At 75.0% G+C, this 20,700-nt stretch carries 6 protein-coding genes; 1 reads left to right on the top strand and 5 read right to left on the bottom strand.

What is annotated here, in order from left to right:
• From QC029_RS28515 to QC029_RS28495, 5 genes are all read right to left on the bottom strand, one after another.
• Window positions 1-233, bottom strand: a 233-nt coding sequence (locus QC029_RS28515; RefSeq protein ID WP_279558715.1) for a polyketide synthase docking domain-containing protein, incomplete at its 3' end; no start/stop codon positions are given.
• Window positions 234-301: 68 nt separating this feature from the next.
• The gene (locus tag QC029_RS28510) at window positions 302-12,625 is read right to left on the bottom strand and encodes a type I polyketide synthase (RefSeq protein ID WP_279558714.1); all 12,324 of its coding nucleotides are present in this window, start codon (window positions 12,623-12,625) and stop codon (window positions 302-304) included.
• A 145-nt stretch (window positions 12,626-12,770) separates the two neighbouring features.
• Window positions 12,771-14,762: an acyl-CoA dehydrogenase gene (locus tag QC029_RS28505; RefSeq protein ID WP_279558713.1), complete on the bottom strand. Its 1,992-nt coding sequence runs from the start codon at window positions 14,760-14,762 to the stop codon at window positions 12,771-12,773.
• 384 nt (window positions 14,763-15,146) lie between these two features.
• Window positions 15,147-17,228 carry an ATP-binding protein gene (locus QC029_RS28500; RefSeq protein WP_279558712.1) on the bottom strand — a complete coding sequence of 694 codons (2,082 nt, stop codon included), beginning with the start codon at window positions 17,226-17,228 and terminating at the stop codon, window positions 15,147-15,149.
• A 187-nt stretch (window positions 17,229-17,415) separates the two neighbouring features.
• Window positions 17,416-18,003, bottom strand: a complete 588-nt coding sequence (locus QC029_RS28495) for a sigma-70 family RNA polymerase sigma factor (RefSeq protein WP_279558711.1) — start codon at window positions 18,001-18,003, stop codon at window positions 17,416-17,418.
• A 590-nt stretch (window positions 18,004-18,593) separates the two neighbouring features.
• On the opposite strand from QC029_RS28495, the gene QC029_RS28490 reads away from it, so the two are divergent.
• Window positions 18,594-20,633: a BTAD domain-containing putative transcriptional regulator gene (locus QC029_RS28490; protein WP_279558710.1), complete on the top strand. Its 2,040-nt coding sequence runs from the start codon at window positions 18,594-18,596 to the stop codon at window positions 20,631-20,633.
• Window positions 20,634-20,700: the final 67 nt, after the last annotated feature.

Here is a 20,700-nt window from a genome sequence, read left to right as displayed (position 1 = left end):
CCCCGGTCCACCGGAAACCCCGACACCCCATCCCCACCCGAAGCAACCAACCGCCACAGATCCTCCGGCGACTCCACCCCACCGGGAAAACGACACCCCATCCCCACCACCGCAACCCCCTCACCGGGGGAGTCCTGCAGTTCACGGAGCTGTCGGCGGGTCTCCATCAGGTCCGCGGTGGCCTTCTTGAGATAAGTGCGCAGCTTCTCTTCGTTGGTTGTCGCGTTGTCCATTGCGATCCGCCTTGCGATGTGTTCCGAGGGGTGTCGAGCTGTGTCGTGCGTACCGCGGGCCGCGGTGTTCACAGGTCGCCGTCGATGAGGGCGAAGAGTTCGTCGTCGCTGGCGTCCTCCAGCGCTTCACCGGTCGCCGGCTCGGCGGCTGCGGGGGTGGAGGTGGAGAACTTGGTGACGAGTTCCTCCAGCCTGTCGAGGATGTGGCGGCGCGCCGGGTCGTCCGGGGCCGTCCGCGACAGCAGTGAGTCCACGGCGACGAGATCGCCGAGGGCACGGTCGGGTGAGGTCTCCCGGCCGCGCAGGAGCTCGCTCCGCAGCAGACCTGCCATCGCCACCGGTGTCGGGTAGTCGAAGACGAGGGTGGCGGACAGCCGCAGGCCGGTGGCGCGGGCGAGTCCGTTGCGCAGTTCGACCGATCCCAGCGAGTCCAGGCCGAGTTCCCTGACCGCCCTTTCCGGGCCGACCTCGGCGGCGGTGTAGCCCAGGACAGCCGCGGCTTCGGCGCACACCAGGTCGGTCAGCAGGGAGAGTTGTTCCCTCTCGCCCAGACCGGAGATCCGCTCCAGCAGGGCCTTCCCAGGCTGCTCCTCCTCCGCCCGCCGCCGGGAGGCGACGGGGACGGCGGTCTGCCGCGTAGCCGGCGGCCGCACCAGTTGGTGGAAGAGGTGGGGAAGGGTTCCGTCGGCCGCCTGTGCCCGGAGGACGTGCGTGTGCAGCCGCGCGGCCACGATCTGGTCCGCTCCGATGGTGCGCAGGGTGTCGAAGCAGGTGAGTCCCAGTTCGGTCGGCATCTCCGCGATGCCGGTGCGGGCCAGCCGGTCCAGATCCGTGGGATCCAGGTGCCCGGTCATCCCGCTGCGTTCGGACCACAGGCCCCAGGCCACCGCGGTGCCCGGGAGGCCCCGGGTGCGGCGGTGGCGGGCGAGGGCGTCCAGGAAGACATTGGCGGCAGCGTAGTTGGCCTGCCCCGGAGTACCGACGGTGCCCGCGGCCGAGGAGAACAACACGAAGTCCGTCACAGGCAGACCCGCGGTCAACTCATGCAGATTCCAGGCACCGTCGACCTTGGGCCGCAACACCCGCTCCAACCGCTCCGAAGAGAGCGAACCGACCACCCCGTCATCCAACACCCCGGCCGTGTGGAACACCGCCGTCAACGGATACTCCCGCGGCAACGACGCCAACAACCCACCCAGCGCACCCCGGTCCGCCACATCACACTCCGCCACCCGCACCCACGCACCGGCCCCCTCCAGCTCCGCCACCAACTCCCCCACACCCGGCGCACCCACACCCCGCCGCCCGACCAGCACCAGACGCCGCACCCCACACCGCACCACCAGATGACGCGCCAACACCCCACCCAACGCACCGGTCCCACCCGTGACCAGAACCGTGCCCTGGGGGTCGTACGCACCCGGTTCTGCGGCGGGCGTCCCGACGGGGTGCAGCCGTGCGACCCGTACGGCGCCGTCGCGCACGGCCACCTGCGGCTCTCCGCCGGCGATCACCGCGGGCAGTGCGGCAACCGCCGCGTCACCGTCCACGTCCATCAGGACGAGACGGCCCGGGTGCTCGGACTGCGCCGATCGCACCAGGCCCCAGACCGGGGCGTGCGCCAGGTCCCGAACGTCCTCGTCCGGAGCCGCCGCCACGGCACCGGTCGTGATCAGGACGAGCCGGCTGTCGGCCAGGCGCTCCTCCGCGAGGAACTCCTGCACGAGCGCCAGCGCCCTGTGGGTGGCCGCCCGTGCCTCCTCCGCCGTCGACAGGGGTGCCGTGCTCGGCGTCCGCAGCCCGTTCCCGTCCAGGAGGCACAGCACGGTCCGGGGAGTCTCCTCCCCCGCGGCGAGCGCGGTCCGCAGGGCGGCGAGGTCCGCGTATCCGGTGTGCGGCGGGGCGTGTTCCGCGAGACGTCCCGCCGGGTCCAGGGCGGCCAGGTGTTCCGGTGCGGCGGACGGCGTCGTGCCGGGGACCGGGGCCGGCGTCCACACGGTGCGGAACAGGGCGCCGGTGCCGGTGTCCGGGTCGGCGTCCGGGCCGGTGTCCAGCTGCTCCGGCGCGACGGGGCGCAGTACCAGCGAGTCCACCGAGGCCACCGGGCGTCCGGCGGGGTCGACGGCCGTCACCCTGATGCCGTCGCCCTGTCCGGACGGTGCCAGCCGGACGCGCAGCTCGTCCGCGCCGGTGGCGGCCAGCCGCACCCCGCTCCAGGAGAACGGCAGGCGCCGCTCCCCTCCGCCCTGGAGGAACGTGCCGTGGAGGGCCGCGTCCAGCAGAGCCGGATGCACACCGAAGGCAGACGCCTCGGAACGGTGCTCCTGCGGCAGCCGGACGTGCGCGAACACCTCGTCCCCGCAGCGCCAGATCCCGGTCACGGCGCGGAAGACGGGCCCGTAGGCGAGCCCGGCCCCGGTGAGGGAGCGGTACAGCCCGTGCACGTCGACGGGTTCGGCGCCGGCCGGTGGCCACTGCTCCCCGGAGGCGGGGGACGCATCGGCATCGGGCCCGGCAGGAATCAGATCGCCGCTCGCGTGCAGGGTCCAGGGAGCGTCGGCGGGGGCGTCCTCGGGACGGGAGTGCAGCGTCACCGTACGCCGCCCGGACTCCCCGGGGCCGCCGACGAGGACCTGCAGATGCCGTCCGCCCTGGTCGGGCTGGACGAGCGGCGCCCGCAGCGTGATCTCGTCGAGCCGGTCGCAGCCGACCCGCCGTCCCGCGTGGAGGGCGAGCTCCACCAGGGCGGTCCCGGGGACGAGGACCTGACCGAGCACCGTGTGGTCGGCGAGCCAGGGGTGGTCACGCAGCGACAGCCGTCCCGTCAGAAGCAGCCCTCCGGATTCGTGGAGGGGGACGGCGGCGCTCAGCAGCGGATGGTCGGCCGGAGCCAGTCCCAGGTCGGTGAGCCGGGCGGACGCGGTGCGCGGGGGTGTGAGCCAGTAGTGCTGGTTTTGGAAGGGGTAGGTGGGCAGGTCGACGCGGACCCCTCCCAGCGCCCGCAGGGAGGCCGTCCACTCGGCCACGGGCACCTCACCACGGAACTCCGGTCCGGTGCCCTCCCGCGCCAGCGCGGCGAGCCCGCCGAGGAACTCCTCCCGCCCCCGCCCGTGCAGCACCGCCCGGTGCCGCATCACCGCCCGCGTCGTCAACAGCGAATACCCGACATCCACCACCCCCACCCCGGGACGCTCCTCCAGATAGGACAGCAGACGACCCGCCTGCCCCCGCAGAGCGGCCCGCGACCGCGCGGAGAGCACCCAGGGAACCGGCCGGTCCAGCACACCACCCCCCACCGGGCCCGGCACGGCCCCCGCGGTGTCCGGCACGGCCTCCCCGGTGCCCGGCACGGCCTCCGCGGTGTCGGGGGCCTGCTCGAGGATGAGGTGGGCATTGGTGCCACTGATCCCGAACGAGGAGACACCGGCGCGGCGGGGACGACCGGTCTCCGGCCACCGCCGCGCCTCGGTCAACAACCGCACCTCACCCGCCGACCAATCAATACGCGGAGAAGGCTCATCGATGTGCAACGTCTTGGGCAGCACCCCCCGCCGCAACGCCTCCACCATCTTGATCACACCCGCCACCCCGGCCGCCGCCTGGGTATGCCCGATGTTCGACTTCAACGACCCCAGCCACAGCGGACGGCCCGCCTCCCGCCCCTGGCCGTAGGTGGCCAGCAACGCCTGCGCCTCGATCGGATCCCCCAACCGCGTCCCCGTCCCATGCCCCTCCACAGCGTCCACCTCGGCCGCGGAGAGCCGGGCATCGGCCAACGCCTGCCCGATCACCCGCTCCTGCGCCGGACCATTGGGCGCCGTCAACCCATTGGACGCACCGTCCTGGTTCACCGCCGACCCGCGGATCACCGCCAACACCCGACGCCCATGACGCACCGCGTCCGACAACCGCTCCAGCACCACCACCCCCACACCCTCACCCCACCCCGTGCCATCGGCACCCGCCGCAAACGACTTGCACCGACCATCCGCCGCCAACCCCCGCTGACGACTGAACTCGATGAGCAATCCGGGTGTGGACATCACCGTCACCCCACCGGCCAGCGCCAGCGAGCACTCGCCGTCGCGCAGCGCCCGTACGGCCGTGTGGAGGGCGACCAGCGAGGAGGAGCACGCGGTGTCCACCGTCACCGCCGGACCTTCCAACCCGAAGGTGTAGGAGATCCGGCCCGACGCCACACTGGCGGAGGTGCCCGTCAGCAGGTAGCCGTCGAATCCCTCGGGGGCTTCGTGCAGGGGGGCGCCGTACTGCTGGTGGCTCATGCCGACGAAGACCCCCGTGCTGGAGCCGCGCAGGGAGTCCGGGGCGATGCCCGCGCGCTCGAGCGCCTCCCAGGAGGTCTCCAGCAGCAGCCGCTGCTGCGGATCCATCGCCGTCGCCTCACGCGGCGAGATCCCGAACAGCTCCGGGTCGAACTCGCCCGCGTCGTGCAGGAAACCGCCCTCGCGTGCGTAGCTCCTGCCGTGGGCGTCGGGGTCCGGTGAGTAGAGCCCGTCGAGGTCCCAGCCCCGGTTGCCGGGCAGCGGGCCGATGGCGTCCCGCTCCCCGATCAGCAGTTCCCACAGGTCCTCGGGGGTTTCGGTGCCGCCGGGGTAGCGCAGTCCCATGCCGACGATCACCACCGGGTCGTCGTGGTCCTGCCGCGGTGCGGTGGTGGCCGTGCCGGCCGGCGGATCGTCCGCGGTGTCCTCGTCCCGGGCGACCAGCAGGGACCGCAGGTGGCCGGCGAGGGCGACCGGGGTGGGGTGGTCGAAGAGCAGGGTGGTCGGCAGGGTCAGCCCCGTCGCCGTGGCCAGCCGGTTGCGCAGTTCGACGGAGGTCAGCGAGTCGAAGCCGACGTCCTTGAACGCTCGGCCGGTCCACGAGGTGTCCGGACCGGAGCGGCCCAGGACGGCGGCGGCATGGGATCGCACCAGGTCCAGCAGGCGGCGGTGCCGGTCGGCCTCGGGCAGGGCGCTCAGCTCCTCGGCCAGCCGGTCCCGCGCGGACGCCGGTGCGGCGGTCGTGACGGCCTCGGCGGCGCGGCGGGCCTCCGGCACCCCCCTCAGGAGAGGGCTGGGGCGCGCGGCGGTGAACGCGGGGACGAACCGTTCCCAGTCCAGGTCCGCGACGACCGGGGACGCCTCCGGCCGGGCGGGCGCGTACCGCAGCGCGGTCACGGCGGTGTCCGGGTCCAGCGCGAGCATGCCGTACCCGCGCATGCGCTCCTCAAGGGCGTCGTCGATCATGCCGCCGCCGCCCCAGGGGCCCCAGCAGACGGAGACGGCGGGCAGTCCCTCGGCGCGGCGCCGGTGGGCGAGGGCGTCGAGGGCCGCGTTGGCGGCGGCGTAGGCGGCCTGTCCTCCGTTGCCCAGGACGCCCACGACCGAGGAGAAGAGGACGAAGGCGTCCAGGTCCGTCCCCCGGGTCAGCTCGTCGAGGTGCCGGGCGGCGTCGGCCTTCGGGCGTGTCACCCGGTCGAGCTGTTCGGGGGTGAGCCCGTCGACGACCGCGCTTCCCAGGACTCCGGCGGCGTGCACCACGGCGGTCAGCGGCCGTCCGGCGGGTACGGACGCCAGCAGTCCGGCCAGCGCGTCGCGGTCGCCCACGTCGCAGGCGGCGATGGTGACGCCGACTCCGAGGGCGGTCAGCCGCCGTTCCAGTTCGGCGGCGCCGTCCGCGTCCGGCCCCCGGCGGCCGACCAGGAGCAGGTGCTCCGCGCCGTTCTCGGCGAGCCAGCGGGCCACGCGGGCGCCGAGCGCTCCGGTGCCTCCGGTGACCAGGACGGTGCCGCGCGGGGTCCACTCCCCCTCCGGGGCCGCGGTGTGCGCGGAGCGGACCAGTCGACGGGCGAGGACTCCGGTGGGGCGGACCGCGAGCTGGTCCTCGTCGCCGGGGTCGGCGAGGATGCCGCACAGGCGGCGCAGGGCGGACTCGTCCGGGTGGCCGGGAAGGTCGACGAGGCCGCCCCAGCGCCGCGGGTGTTCCAGGGCGACCACCCGGCCCAGGCCCCAGACGCGGGCGGCGTCCGGGTCGCACGGTTCGTCGGTGTCCTCGGTGTGGACGGTGGCGTGGACGGCGTTGCGGGTGGCGCACCACAGCGGTGCGGTGACACCGGCGTCGCCCAGCGCCTGGACGAGGGCGAGCGTGCCGGCCGCGCCGGCCGGGCCGGGCGCGGTGAGGGACAGCACCCCGCGGATCCCGCCGTCCGGCTCCCCACCGCCCGGCTCTCCGGCGATCAGGGCCAGCCGGCCGGCCAGGGCCTCCCGCCCCGATGCGGGGGGAACGGCGAGCCGCGCGACGCGGGCTCCGTGCCGCTCCAGCGCGGCGGCGGTGTCCGCGGCCGGAGGGCCGTCCGCCGGTTCCGCGTCCGGGGTCACCAGCAGCCAGGTGCCGGAGAGGGCCGGGGAGGGGGTGTCGTTCACGGGGTGCCAGGCGATCCGGTAGCGCCATCCGTCGGTGCCGGCCGGCCGGCCGGCCCGGTTCCGCCGGTGCCAGGCGGACAGCAGGGGCAGCGCGGCCTCCAGGGGCGCGGGGTCCGGCGCGTCCAGCGCGGTGCGCAGCGCGTCCAGGTCCTCGGCCTCGACGGCCTGCCAGAAGCGGTCCTCGCGGGCTGCGCCGGGACGGGAGCGGGGGGACGGGGTGTCGATCCAGTGGCGGCCCCGCTGGAAGGCGTAGGTCGGCAGGCTCGCGGGCCCGGCGGGGGGCAGGGCCGGCCGCCAGTCGACGGGGACGCCCCGCGTCTGGGCCTCGGCCAGCGAGAGCAGGAACCGGTCGAGCCTCCCGTCGTCGCGGCGCAGTGAGCCCAGGACGGCGATGTCGGCCGCCTTCGCGGCATCCGTGTCCCCGGCCGTCTCCTGCATGCCGACGGCGAGCACCGGATGGGAGCTCACCTCGACGAACGTGTCGCAGCCCGCGTCGATGAGCGCGCGGGTGGCCTGCTCGAAGCGCACGGGCAGGCGCAGGTTGCGGTACCAGTGGCCGGCGTCCAGGGCCTGGCCGTCCAGCGGTCCGCCGGTCACCGCGGAGTAGAGGGGGACGGCGGCCGGGCGCGGGACGACCGGCGCGAACGCCTGCTCCAGTTCGGCGCGGATCTCCTCGATCCGCGGGGAGTGGGAGGCGTAGTCGATCGCGACCCGGCGGACCGCCAGGCCGTCGGCCGCGCAGGCGGCGCGGAACCTCTCCAGCGGCTCGGCGGGGCCCGACACCACGGTGGAGCGCGGCCCGTTGACCACGCCGACCGACAGGTCGGGCCAGGTGCCGAGCAGGTTCTCGACCTCTTCGGCGGGCAGCGGGAGGGAGAGCATGCCGCCGCGGCCGGCCAGGCGGGTCAGGGCCCGTCCGCGCAGGGCCACGACCAGGGCGGCGTCCTCCAGGGTGAGCGCCCCGGCCACGCAGGCCGCCGCGATCTCCCCCTGGGAGTGGCCGACGACGGCGGCCGGCTCCACCCCGTGCGCCCGCCACAGCGCCGCCAGGGCGACCTGGACGGCGAAGACCGTGGGCTGGAGGACGTCCACCCGATCCGGCGGCGGGGTGCCGTCCCCGCCGCGCAGGACGTCGGTCAGCCGCCAGTCGACGTGCGGGGACAGGGCCTGTTCGCACTCCGTGATCCGCCGGCGGAAGACCGGGGAGGATTCCATCAGCCCGGCCGCCATGCCGGCCCACCAGGTGCCCTGGCCGGGGAAGACGAAGACGGTCCGGCGACCGTTCACGGCCGTTCCCCTGACCAGGTGCGGGGCGTCCTCGTCGGCCGCCAGGGCGGCGAGGCCGGTCAGGAGCTCCCGGCGGTCGGCCGCGACCACCACGGCACGTTCCGCCAGCGTGGCGCGCGCGGTGGCCAGCGTCAGGGCCACACCGGCCGGATCCGCCTCGGGGTCGGCCTCCACCGCGGCACGCAGCCGGGCGGCCTGGGCCCGCAGAGCCGCCGGACCGGCAGCCGACACCGGGAAGGGCAGAGGGGTCGCGGGAGCGGCGGAGGATTCCCGTTCCGGCACGGCCTCCGCGGTGTCGGGGGCCTGCTCGAGGATGAGGTGGGCGTTGGTGCCACTGATCCCGAACGAGGAGACACCGGCGCGGCGGGGACGACCGGTCTCCGGCCACCGCCGCGCCTCGGTCAACAACTCCACCGACCCCGCCGACCAATCAATACGCGGAGAAGGCTCATCGATGTGCAACGTCTTGGGCAGCACCCCCCGCCGCAACGCCTCCACCATCTTGATCACACCCGCCACCCCGGCCGCCGCCTGGGTATGCCCGATGTTCGACTTCAACGACCCCAACCACAGCGGACGGCCCGCAGGACGCCCCTGGCCATAGGTGGCCAGCAACGCCTGCGCCTCGATCGGATCCCCCAACCGCGTCCCCGTCCCATGCCCCTCCACAGCGTCCACCTCGGCCGCGGAGAGCCGGGCATCGGCCAACGCCTGCCCGATCACCCGCTCCTGCGCCGGACCATTGGGCGCCGTCAACCCATTGCTGGCGCCGTCCTGGTTCACCGCCGACCCGCGGATCACCGCCAACACCCGACGCCCATGACGCACCGCGTCCGACAACCGCTCCAGCACCACCACCCCCACACCCTCACCCCACCCCGTGCCATCGGCACCAGCCGCAAACGACTTGCACCGACCATCCGCCGCCAACCCCCGCTGACGACTGAACTCGGCGAACATGCCGGGTGTGGACATCACCGCCGCGCCGCCCGCGAGAGCCAGGGAGCTCTCCCCCTCCCGCAGGGAGCGGCAGGCCAGATGCAGCGCCACCAGCGAGGAGGAGCACGCGGTGTCCACCGTCACCGCCGGACCCTCCAACCCGAAGGTGTAGGAGATCCGGCCCGACGCCACGGCGGGTGTGGTTCCGGTCAGCAGGTGTCCTTCCGTGCCGTCCGGTGCCTCGTACAGCCGTGGCCCGTACTCCAGGGGGGTGAGGCCGATGAACACCCCGGTACGGGAGCCGCGCAGGGAGTCCGGGGCGATGCCCGCGCGCTCGAGCGCCTCCCAGGAGGTCTCCAGCAGCAGCCGCTGCTGCGGATCCATCGCCGTCGCCTCACGCGGCGAGATCCCGAACAGTTCCGGGTCGAACTCGGCGGCGTCGTAGAGGAATCCGCCGTGGCGGGTGTACGTCCGGCCGGGCGGGCCGGGTTCGGGGGCGTAGAGCTCGTCGAGGTCCCAGCCCCGGTCGGCGGGGAATCCGGAGATGGCGTCGCCGCCCGAGGACAGCAGTTCCCACAGGTCCTCGGGGGAGCGTACGCCGCCCGGCAGTCTGCACCCCGTGGCGACGACGGCGATCGGTTCGTCGGCCGACGGGGACGGCCGGGCCGGCTGCCGCGCGGTCCCCGAACGGTGCTCGGGGGGTTCGGTGCCGGTCGCCGCGGCATGGAGGTGCTCTGTGACGGCGGCCGGGGTGGGGTGGTCGAAGAGCAGGGTGGCGGGGAGCCGGAGTCCGGTGGCGGTGCTCAGCCCGTCGCGGATGTCCACGGCGGAGAGGGAGTCGCAGCCCAGCTCGCGGAAGGTCCGTGCCGGGTCCACCTCCTGCGGTCCCGCGTAGCCGAGGGTCTGTGCCGTACGTGTGCGGACGAGGTCGAGCAGCGACTGCTCAGAAGGCGTGCGGCGGTTGACGGCGGGCTGCTCGGGCGCCGACGGCTGCCGCGCGGGCGCCGGTTCCGGAGCGCGGGGCGCGGTCGGGCGCGGTACGGAGTCCAGCCAGTGGTGTCTGCGCTGGAAGGGATAGGTGGGCAGGTCGGTGTGGCGGGCCCGGAGACCGGTGGCGGCGAAGAACCCCTTCCAGTCCACCTCCACCCCGCACGTGAACAGCTCCCCCAGCGCGGTGAGCGCGGCCACCGGCTCCGCACGACCGGCCCGCAGCACCGGCACCGACACCACCCCGGCGTCCTCCGGCACGCACTCGCGCACCAACGCCGTCAACCCGGCCCCCGGCCCGACCTCCACCACCACCTCCACACCCATCTCACGGTGCAGCACCCCCACCGCATCGGCGAACCGCACCGCCTGACGCGCGTGCGCCACCCAGTACTGCGCCGACGCCATCTCCCCCGCCCCCACCACCCCGCCCGTCACGGTCGACACCACCGCACGGCGCGGCACACCGAACTCCAGTCCCTCCAGCGCCCGCGCGAACTCCTCCAGCACCGGCTCCACCAGCGGCGAGTGGAAAGCGTGGCTGACCTCCAACCGCCGCACGTGCCGGCCCCACCCCTCCACCCGGGCCACCACCTCGGCAACCGCCCCCGCCTCACCCGAGACCACCACCGAGGACGGGCCGTTGACCGCGCCGATCCCCACCCGGTCCTCCCGGCCGGCCAGCAGCGGCGCCACCTCCTCCTCCGAGGCCTGCACCGCGACCATCGCCCCGCCCCCCGCCAGCCCCTCCATCAACCGGCCCCGCACCCCCACCAGCGCGCACGCGTCCCCGAGCGAGACCACCCCCGCCACGTACGCCGCCGCCACCTCGCCGACCGAATGACCCGCCACCACATCCGGCGTCACGCCCCACGACTCCAGCAGCCGGAACAGCGCCACCTCCACCGCGAACACCGCCGGCTGCGCCCACCGCGTCCGCTCCAGCACCTCCGCGTCCCCCTCGAACACCACCTCCCGCACCGAACCCCCCACCACCGGGTCCAGAACCCCGCACACCTCGTCGAACGCCGCGGCGAACACCGGAAACGCCTCGTACAGCCCCCGCCCCATCCCCGCCCGCTGCGATCCCTGTCCGGCGAACACGAACCCCACCCGGCGGCTCCGCCCGCCCCTGCCGCAGGCCACACCGGCCGCCTTCCGGCCGTCCACCAGCACGCCCAGGCCCCGCAGCAGCCCCTGGCGATCCTCCGCCACCACCACCGCACGCTCCGCCAGCACCGCACGCCCCGCCGCCAGCGTCACCGCCGCGCCCGCCAGATCCACCTCCGGATCGGCCTCCACCGCGGCACGCAGCCGGGCGGCCTGGGCCCGCAGGGCCTCCGGACCGGCGGCCGACACCACGAACGGCAGCGCGGGCAGCGCGGGCAGCGCGGTGCTCGCCGGCGCGTCCCCGCCCGCCGCGGCATCGGGGGCGGGAGCCTGCTCCAGGACCAGGTGGCAGTTGGTGCCGCCCATGCCGAAGGACGACACCCCCGCCAGCAGCGGCAGGTCCCGGCCCTCCCCGTCCACCGCGTCCGGCCACGGCTCCGTCGCCGTCTGGACGCGCAGCCGGAGCGCGTCGAAGGGGATGTCGGGGTTGGGGGTGCGGAAGTGGAGGCTCGGCGGAAGCTGCCCGTGGACGAGGCAGAGGACGGCCTTGATCAGGCCCGCGATGCCCGCGGCGCCCTCCAGGTGGCCGATGTTGGTCTTCACCGAACCGACCCGCAGCGGCCGGTCGGCGGGACGGCCGGCACCGAGCACCGCGCCGAGCGCCGCCGCCTCCACCGGGTCGCCGATCCTGGTGCCCGTACCGTGCAGTTCCACGTACCCCACCCGCGCGGGGTCGGTTCCGGCCCGCTCGTGGGCGAGCCTGAGGACCTCCTCCTGCCCGGTCCGGCTGGGGGTGGTGAACGTGTCGCCCCCGCCGTCGTTGTTGACGGCTCCGCCCCTGATCACGCCCAGGACGCGGTTGCCGTCGGCGAGGGCGCGGGAGAGCGGCTTGAGGACGACCAGGCCGCCGCCCTCACCGTGCACGAAGCCGTTCGCCCCGGCGTCGAAGGTGCGGCAGCGCCCGTCCGGGGAAAGCCCGCCGAACCCGGCGGCGTCGGCGAACGGCTCCGGGCCGATGTTCAGGTTGACGCCTCCGGCGAGCGCGACGCCGGACTCGCCGCTGTGCAGGCTCTCGCAGGCCAGGTGGACGGCGACCAGCGACGAGGACTGACCGGTGTCGACGCTCAGGCTCGGTCCGCGCAGGCCCAGCAGGTAGGAGATCCGGTTGGCGAGGGCTCCCCGGTTCACTCCGGTGAGCGTGTGCTGGGACACCGCCTCGGGGCCCTGGCGGTACGCCAGCGTCGCGTAGCCGTCCCGCATGGCTCCGACGAAGACCCCCGTGTGTCCGTCGCGCAGGGTGCCGGGGGCGATCCCGGCGTTCTCCAGGGCCTCCCAGGCCAGTTCCAGGAGCAGGCGCTGCTGGGGGTCCATCGCCGCGGCCTCCCTGGGGGAGATGCCGAAGAAGGCGGCGTCGAAGTCGCCGACGCGGTCGAGGAACCCGCCCCGCACACCGTCGGCCGTCTCCGGTGCGGCGGGGCCGGCGCCGTGGTGGGTGTGGAGGGCGCGGCGGTCCGCGGGCAGACCGGTGACGGCGTCGACGCCGTCCCGCAGCAGTTTCCAGAAGGCTTCGGGGCTGTCGGCCTGCGGCAGCCGGCAGGAGAGGCCGATGACGGCGACGGGTTCCCGGGAGGGGGTGCGGTGCATGGGGTGTCCTTGGTGCTGTGCTGTGGATCCGCGCCTTGGGGCGGTGCTTCGGGCGCCGCGCCGGTGCGGGGTGCGCTGCGCGGAGGAGGGTGGGGCGCGGTGCTGCCGGGGTTCGGGGGGTGGCCCGGCAGCACCGCGCCCCGGCTCAGGTGGGGGTCGGGGCGGTGGTGGTGCCGCTGGGGGGAGGCGCCGGGTGCCCGGCGCCGGGCGGGCCGGCGGGGTCGGGGAGGTCCTGGCCGGGGGCGTCCTCCGGGGCGTCTCCCCCGGCTTCCGCCCGGGCGTCCGAGTGGGCGTCCGGGCGGACGGACACGGCGGGGGCCCTGACGACCTCGTGGGGGACGCGGAGTCCTTCGACGAGGTCCAGGGCGTGCGGGGCGAGCCGTGCGCAGATCCGGTGGACGCGCTCCCGGAGGCCGCGGACCTCGTCGGGCAGGAGGAGCCCTTCGGTCAGGTACCGGCCGGCGTGCTCCCCGAGTTCCTCGAGGACGTACAGGCCGCACAGGTCCCGCAGGAGCGCCCGGACGTCCTCGCACTCCGGGGAGTCCAGTTGGCGGCGCACGAGGGCCAGGAGGGTCGTGGCGGTGTGGGCCTCGGCCAGTTCCTGCGCGAGGTCGATGTGGTCGTTCCACGCGTCGAAGGCGGATCGTCCGCTCTCCTCCGCCTCGCGCAGCGCGGTGGTGAGTTCCCTGTGGAGCGCGCGTTCCCTGGCCTCGGCGAGCCGGGTCCAGGTGTCCGGGTCGGACAGGTCCCGGCTCGTCCCGCCGGGCGGCGGGGGGGCGGGGGGCGTGTAGTCCGCCCCCTGCACCAGGGAGTGGGCCGCCTCCAGGAGCATGACCTGGCTGTCGGCGGCGGTGCTGTGGAAGGAGTGGACGAGGACCTGGTAGCTGAGGAAACGATTCTCTTCCAGGAAGCCGTGGACACCGCACGCGGTGCGCGTCCTCATGACGATCCGCTCGGCGAGCCGGGTGGCGGCGATCTTCAGCAGGTAAGCGGTCCGCAGACCGCCCGCGGTCGGCTCCGGCTGGGCCGGTGCCGTCATGGTCCGCGCCACGAACGACAGGATGTAGGCGCCGGCCAGGGAGGCGAACAGGACGAGTTGCTGGTTGCGGTGGGCGATGAGGGGGAGGCCGGCCGCGTGGCGGCCGGTCGTGCGGTGCCGGTGGGCGTGGCGGACGGCGATCGCCGTGCTCGCCCGGGCCACGGCGGCGAGTGCCACGGTGGCCGCCTCCCAGGCGGGGAGGATGACGGTGGCCATCCGCAGCCTGTCGGCCGGCGAGGCCGAAGGGGCGGGGGGATCGTCGTCCTCCTGCTCCGCGAACAGTGAGGCCCCGTCGCGCAGCCAGTTGCGGAAGGGGACGCGGACTCCGTCGAAGACGACGGTTCCGCCGGCCGTCGGCAGGGCGGCCGCGAGCGGCCGGGGCGTGATGCGCACCCCCGCGCGCGGGCCGTGCCCGTCGCTGATCGGTACGGCGAAGAAGCCGAGCCCGCGGTCGCGTCCGCCGGCCACCAGGCGGGCACTGACCACGGCCGTCTGCGGAACTCCGGGGCCGGCGACGGTGGACGAGAACTTCGCCGCGGCCGGACCGGGGGTCCGCAGCACGAACTCGTGGCGGACGGGGTCGTAGACCGCCTCGGTGCGGATCGCGTTGTTGCTGTTGCCGTGGCCCGGCTCGGTGGTGAGCAGCGCGCCGACGGCCCGCCCGGAGACCAGGTTCCGCAGCTCGTCCTCCGGGCCGCCGTCGCCGCGGCTGAGGGAGCGGATGAGTCCCACGGTCTGGCAGTGGTGGATGAACAGCGCGTAGAAGAGCGGCGGATCCGCCAGGACCGCCCACTCCAGTACCGCGAAGAGGCGGTCGCGGTGCCTCCACAGCTCGGCGTCGCGGCCGAGGTGGTCGTTGACGTGCCGCAGCCGCCGGTGGGTGAGGGCGTGGCGCCCCTCCCCCACGTCACCGGACACGTCGAACAGCGGGCCGGTGAACACCTCCCTCAGCCAGGGGAGGAAGGCGTCGTACGCGGGACGGCGGACCAGTGGCGCCAGGTTCTCCGCCTGCCCGGTGGTCCCGCTGCGCTCCGGGGCGCCGGAGGCGGACGGGACGTCGGGCAGGCGGCCGCCGTGCCGCGTCTCCTCAGCGGACACGACGGGCCCGCCGTCCGTGTGCCGCCGGGCGGGCGCGCCGTCCGGCGGATCCGTCCGCGGCGCCCGGGTGTCGTGTGGTGGGACGGTGCCGCAGCGCACGGGACGCGTCGCCCACGAGAGTGTTGTCCTTCACCGCTGCCCCCTTGCCGCCGCGGCTTGTCGGAGCGTCGAACGAGCTCCGTCTGGCCTATGACAGCGCTCACTACGGGAGAATCCCCGTCCCGGTTCGACCCCGCGGAGAAAACGTGGAGGGAATTCCCCGGCCGTGCGAGCGGCCGGCGCGGTGGGCGGGGGCGCGGGGGCGCGGGAGGAACGGCGCCGGCGGCACGGGTGCCCTGCCGGGGGCGGGGCCGAAGCCGCCCCGTTCCCGGCAGGGCACGGCCGTCACCCGGCGCGCGCCGGCCCCGTCTCGGTCGCCGTGCCGGGCAGGGCGCTCGTCTCCCTCTGCCAGAGCATGCCGCACAGCCGCTCCAGACCCTGGCTCAGATGGCGCCGGTAGGTGCTGTACGGCAGGCCGAGCCGCTCGGCGGCGGCCTCCTGGGTGGCCGCCCGGCGCAGATAGGTGGTCGCCACCGCGCGGTGCGACTTGACGGCGCGCGGGTCGTCGGTCAGCAGGTTGACCGTGTCGGTCAGCACCCGCTGGAGGGCCTCGGCCGGGTCGGTGCCCGAGGACTCGGCGTGGGCGGCCACCACCCGGCACGACGTCAGGGGGTTGGCCCGCAGTGCGTCGGGCTGGTGCAGGTTGCGCAGCGCGTCGCGGACGGCGGCGTCGAAGTCGGCCCGTGCGAGGGGCCGTTCCCCGGTGGGGCCCGCGCCGAGCGGGGCGGACGGCTCGGAGAGGCCGCCGGGCTGCGTCCGGTCGAACCAGATGTCCAGCGGTGTGACGCGCCAGTCGCAGGCGAACGCCGTGAAGGTGCGTCCGCCGGACCACGGCGCCTGGAATATCTGCTGGTGTCCGAGGTGGTCCATCAGCGGCCGCCACAGACCCGCGTCGGGCGAGACGATGAAGGACCACGCCAGTCCGGAGCTCCTGATCCAGTCGGCACAGATGCGCAGCTGCATGAGGTGCCCGACGGTGGACACCTGTCCGTAGGCCTCCGGGTGGACCATGAAGCGGGACACCAGCGCGTGCTCGCCCGGACGCAGCGGGTCGGTCCGCTCGGCGTGCTCCCACGCCGCGGCGGCCACGGGGTCGGCGTCGAGCGCGGCGCACCGCCTGGTCAGCCGCAGCCACGCCATGAACGCCACGGGCTCGCCCGTCCGCGCGCTGCGGTACATCAGGAACGACTCGGGCTGGTCCTCCAGCCAGGCGCGCACGGCGCGCACGGACCGCTCGCCCTCCGTCTCGGCCGCCATCCGCAGGACCGTCTCGTGGTCCTCGGGACGCAGGACCTCGTCGTAGACGTCGCCCTCCCGTTCCATGGTCTGGAAGTAGGGCGCCATCGGGCCGTACCGCTTGAGGTACGTCAGTGCGCGCACCGCGTTCATCATCTCGACCCGGGGCGCGGTGCGGACCCGTTCGAGCAGGTAGTGGCCGGTGCGGACGTGCATCCGCTCGTAGCCCTGCGGGTCGCGCCAGCGGAAGTCCCGGTCGAGGATCTCGCGGACCAGGTCGTGGAGGAACAGGCCGTGGCGGCCGTACTCGCTGAACGGCAGCCCGCGCAGCCAGGCGAACATCGGCCCGGCCTCCTCCTCGCCCAGCACCGCCGCCAGCAGGCCCTCCGTCGTGGTCAGCACGTGGGCCGCCGTCTCCAGGGCGAGCCGGTGCGTACGCGAGGGCAACTCCCCCACCAGCGTGGACAGCAGGGTGGCGATCACGTCGGGCCTGGGCTCCCAGTTGTTCGCCGAGGCGGTGTCGGCGACGGCGACGGAGGCGGCCAGGCTGAGGGCCAGGGGGTGGCCTCCGGCGAAGGCGAGGACCGCGTCGTGCACCGAGGAGGGCACACCGCGCCGCTCCAGCAGCGCGGCGGCGGAGCCGTCGTCCAGCGGGCCCAGGGGCAGCACCTCCAGGGCGTCGCTCCAGGCCAGGTCGCAGGACCACTCGGTGCTCGGAGGCCGTCGGCCGGCCACCACGACGACCGTGTGCTCGGGCAGGCCGGGCAGGAAGCGCTCCCGCAGCCAGCCCTCCAGACCCTGGCAGTGTTCGAAGGCGTCGATGAGGAGCACGCCCTCCTCCGCGGACGCGCTCTTGGCCGCCTCGGCCTCGAAGCCGAGCGGCGAGGGGTCGATGAACCGGCCGTCGACCTTGACCACGAGGCGGCCCTCGTCGCGGGCCTCGGTCTCGAAGCGCCGCAGGAGGGTCGACTTGCCGACACCGCCGGGACCGTGCACGTACAGCACCACCGCGGACCCGGGCTCGCCGTTGAGGGCCGCTCTGAACCTGCTCAGCTCCCGGTGCCGCCCGACGAATGTCCTGTCGCGTGCCGAGCCGAGCCGGCCCGCCAGATTTCTAGGAGAGCTTTCCACCACTCCAGTCTAGGGACTCTCCGCAGGTCCGGCCCCGGTGCCCGGATCCGAATCCCCGCCGCGGGCCGGGCAGTTCGGGCAGCCGCGGTACCGGAGTCCCCCTCCTCGCCCCTCCCCCGGCACCCGGCGTTCCCCTCGCCGTCGCCCGGACGCGACGCGGCGCCGGCCGACTGCCGTTCCCGGGCGATCACCCCTCCCGCAGACCTCGCTGGTGGAGCGCCTTCCGCAGGGACCGGATGGCGTAGTGGCAGCGGGATTTGACCGTGCCGGGCGGAATGCCCAGGTGCTCGGACGCCTGGGCGACGCTGTACCCGAGGTAGTACATGCACATGACCACCTCGCGGTGCTGGTCGCTCAGGTCCTTGAACGCCTCGACGACGACGTGCGAGGTGAGGGCGCGCTCCATCTCGTCCACCCCCGGAACGTCGACGTCCTCGATGGACATCTGCTCCAGCGGGCGGTTCTGCCGTGCGCGGTGCTGGTCGATCGCGAGGTTGCGGACCACGGTGAACAGCCAGGGACGCACCTTCTCGGCCTCGGCGTCCGGGTCGACCGAGGTGAAGTACACCCATCCGCGGGTGGCCGCCTCCTGGAGGAGGTCCTCGGCCAGGTGCCAGTCGCCTCCCACGAGGCGGGCCGCGTAGCGCAGGAGCAGGCTGCCGTGCCGCTGGTACACCTCCCGGACGAAGTCCTCACGGCACGGGAGACCGGGTCCGTTCGGCGTCCGGACGGAGGCGGCGGGCGCGGCCGGCCTGATTTCCATGGTCAGAGTCATGGCGTGGTGTCCTCACCGGTTTTCTGGCTGTTCCGCGACGGGCCCGGGTACGGGGTCGCGGGCTCCACGCTCGCCGGTGAGGCTTGACCATTTCTTGCCCCCGCCCCTCCCGGCCGGCGGGAAAAGGAGGCGGAGGGGTTGAACCACCGGCCGTTCACGTACGTGTCATACGGATGAACCGGGAGCGCCCGGCGCGGGGCGCGGTGGGCGGCCCGTCGCCCCTCCCCCTCCTCCCACCCTCCTTCCACCGCCCGCTCCGGCACCCGAATGAGCAGCACTGAGCGGTGAACCGACCTGTGAAGTGAGCAGCCGCCGGCGTGATGCTTCCGGCGGGCGACGCGGTCGGCCTCGGTCGGGGAACACGTTCCGGCCGGTGCACCGGCACCCGCAGCGGGGCCGGTCCGGCTCGCGCCGCCCCCGGCCCGCGGCACACCGCGGGAGTCCCCGGCTCCGGCCCGTCGTCCGTGGAACCGCACGGCGCCCGGAGACGGTGCGGGCGGGCCGGCTGCCGAACGTACGAAGACCAGGTGGTTCCGGTGCCCGTGACCGAGCCGTGACGGCGGACCGGCGGTCCCTCCTGGTGGTGAGGGGTGACGAACGTGGAGTTCTACCTGCTGGGTCCGCTGGAGGTGCGGCACGACACGGCGGTCCTGAACGTCGGTCCGCCCAAGCGCCGGGCCCTGCTGCTGCGCCTGTTGCTGGAGAACGGCCGCACGATCCCGGTGACGCGCCTGTGCGAGGACCTGTGGGAGGGACGCCCCACGGCGGGCGCCGTCTCCTCCGTCCACGCCCACATCAGCCGGCTGCGGACGGTCCTCGAACCCGGGCGGCCCCGGCAGGAGCAGGCCAGGATCCTGTGCAGCACGCCGACCGGCTACGCGCTGCGGGTGCCGCCGGAGGCCCGTGACACCGTCCTGTTCGAGCGGGCCGTGGAGCGCGCGCAGACGCTGGCCGCCCGGGGGCTGTCCCCGGACGCCCTCCGGGAGATCGAGCGGGCGGTGGACATGTGGCGGGGCGTGCCGCTGGCGGACGTGCGGGACCAGTACTTCGCCGAACGGGAGGTGGCACGGCTGGAGCAGCTGATGCTCTGCGCCGAGGAGCTCCGGACCAACCTGCTGATCCGGGAGGGCCGGATGCCCCAGGCCGTCCTGGGGGCCGAGCGGCTGGTGGAGCGCGATCCGCTGCGCGAGGCCTCCTGGGCCCTGCTGATGCGGGCCCTGTACCTCGCCGGACGGCCCGCCGAGGCCCTGCAGCGGTACGAGGATGTTCGCGTACTGCTCGCCCGGGACCTCGGCCTGGACCCCGGACCGGCGCTGCGCGAGACGCAGCTCGCCGTCCTCCGCCACGAGACCGCGGTCCTGTGCCCTCCCGGCGGGCTGCACGGCGGTGTCCTCGTACGGGCCGCCGCCCGGCAGGGGAGGATCTCCCGGTGGCCCCTGGTGGGCAGGGACGAGGAGTTCGCCAGGCTCGACGGCGTGCTGCACCGCGTCGATTCCGGGCGCACCGCCTGGGGGGTGATCTCCGGCGAACCGGGCGTCGGCAAGACCCGGCTGGCCGAGGAGCTGGCCTCCCGGGCCGAGGACACCGGCCTCACGGTCGCCTGGGCGCGCTGCGCCGAGGCGGAGGGGGACGACCCCGCGGTGCCGCTCGGCCCGGTGGACCAGCTGCTGCGGGAGCTGCGGCACGGGGACCCGGCGCCGTCCTCCGGCCCGGGGAGCCTCCCGCCGGCTCCCGAGCACGAGCTGCTGGGCCTGCTGACCCAGCGGCCCACGCTGTGCGTGGTCGAGGACGTGCACCACGCGGGCGCCGGGTTCCGCAGGCTGCTGGCCCACTGGGCGGACACCCTGCACGACGTCCCCCTGGCCGTGGTGTGCACCGTCTCCGACGACCCCGGCCCGGCCGTCGAGCCCCTCCTGGCGGCGCTGGCCCGGCGCGGCGCCGAACGGGTGCAGCCCGCCGCGCTGTCCGTCGCGGCGGTGCACCGGCTGCTGCGGCTGACCGCCGAGGGGGCCGGGGAGACGGAGGAGGCGACCGGCCGGGAGGCGTGCGCGCTGCACGAGCTCAGCGGGGGCAACCCGTTCTTCCTCGTGGAGCTGCTGAAGCTGCCCGCCGACCGGCGTACCGGCTCGGAGGCCCGGACGCCGCCGTCCGCCGGGAGCACCCTGCGCGTCCGGCTGGACGCCCTGGACCCCGCCGTCCGGACCGTACTGGAGTGCGCCGCGGTGACCGGGGGGCGGCTGGACGCGGACGTGGTCGCCCGGATGTGCGGTCTGCCCGCCGACCGGGTGCTGGAACTCGCCGACCGGGCCCTGGCCGCGCGCCTGCTGACCTGGGGGGAGGATGCCGGCGGGCGGGAGCCGGGAACCTACCGCTTCTCCCTGGGCCTGCTGCGGCAGGTGCTCCTCACCGGACTCGGTCCGGCCCGCAGGCAGGCCCTGCTCACCTCCGCGGCGCGGGTGCCGGCGCCCCCGGCCCCGGTGGTCGCCGGGGTCACCGGCCACGGCCGTCCGGTCCCCGCCCGTCCTCGCAGGTCCCGCTCCCGCACCGTTCCGGCGGAGGGGGCGGGGCCGAGGGAGCCCGCGGCCCTCGCCCCGCAGGGAGCGGGTACGGCCCGGCGGCACGACCGCTGAGGGACGCCGCCCGCCCGCGGGCGGGTGGTGCGGTGCGCCGGCGGGGCCGTGGGGGCTCCGCCGGCGC

This window comes from Streptomyces sp. DH37, from assembly GCF_029813835.1.
Taxonomy (GTDB): domain Bacteria; phylum Actinomycetota; class Actinomycetes; order Streptomycetales; family Streptomycetaceae; genus Streptomyces.
This window is presented reverse-complemented; position numbering and strand designations above follow the sequence as displayed.

Coding starts and splice junctions, on each gene's coding strand:
- QC029_RS28510 (WP_279558714.1), bottom strand. CDS start 12,625: ATGCACCGCACCCCCTCCCGGGAACCCGTCGCCGTCATCGGCCTCTCC.
- QC029_RS28495 (WP_279558711.1), bottom strand. CDS start 18,003: ATGACTCTGACCATGGAAATCAGGCCGGCCGCGCCCGCCGCCTCCGTC.